The organism is Vibrio sp. 10N.286.48.C11, assembly GCF_041469805.1.
Classification (GTDB): Bacteria; Pseudomonadota; Gammaproteobacteria; order Enterobacterales; family Vibrionaceae; genus Vibrio; species Vibrio crassostreae_C.
In genome coordinates this window covers 1-845 of record NZ_JBFRLK010000141.1, presented here as the reverse complement: position 1 = coordinate 845, position 845 = coordinate 1, and the positions used below count along the sequence as shown (strand labels likewise).

Here is an 845-nt window from a genome sequence, read left to right as displayed (position 1 = left end):
GATGATGTGACCAGCTTCCGTATTGAACCGACTGAGTTCAATTTTGGCGGCACTCTCACATCAAACGGATTAGCGGTCGAGCTGAAAGCTGACCCAACCACACCGGGCGGCTACATCGGTTATGTTACTGATGGTTCGAATGTTGAAACCAATGTGTTCACGATTAGTTTCTCGGATACCAATTTAGGTCAATACACCTTCACCTTACTTGAAGCACTAGACCATGTAGATGGCCTCGCAAATAATAATTTGAGTTTCGACTTACCGGTTTACGCGGTCGATAGCGATGGCGATGACTCGTTGGTGTCTCAACTTAACGTGACCATTGGTGATGATGTTCAAATCATGCAGGATGGTACGTTAGATATCACTGAGCCAAATCTTGCAGACGGCACAATCACAACCAGTACCATTGATGTGATGCCAGAGCAGAGTGCTGATGGTGCGACCATTACTGAGTTCACTTACGATGGTGGGACTCCACTGACGCTTGACCAAACCGATACTGGCGAGCAAGAGTTTATCTTCACTGAAGGCTCTTTGTTTATCACCCTTGAAGGTGACGTACGTTTTGAGCCAAACCGTAACCTCGACCATGAATCTGGCCCAATCGTGAAGTCGATTGTGGTGACATCCAGCGATGGCGATGTGGATGTTGAAACGGCAACGGTTGTTCTGACCATTACCGATGGTGATATTCCAACCATCGAATCCGTACCAAGCGTGACGCTATCAGAAACACAACTTTCTGATGGCTCGACACCAAGCGGCAGTGCGGTGAGTCAAACCGAGACTATCTCGTTTACCAACCAAAGTGATGATGTCGAGAAGTTCCGAATCGAACC

General features: G+C 47.6%; 1 protein-coding gene. It reads left to right on the top strand.

Annotated elements, in window-relative coordinates; all coding sequences use genetic code 11:
- The coding region (locus AB4209_RS22190) for a hypothetical protein (protein WP_372057407.1) at nucleotides 1-845 on the top strand (845 nt) is incomplete at both ends.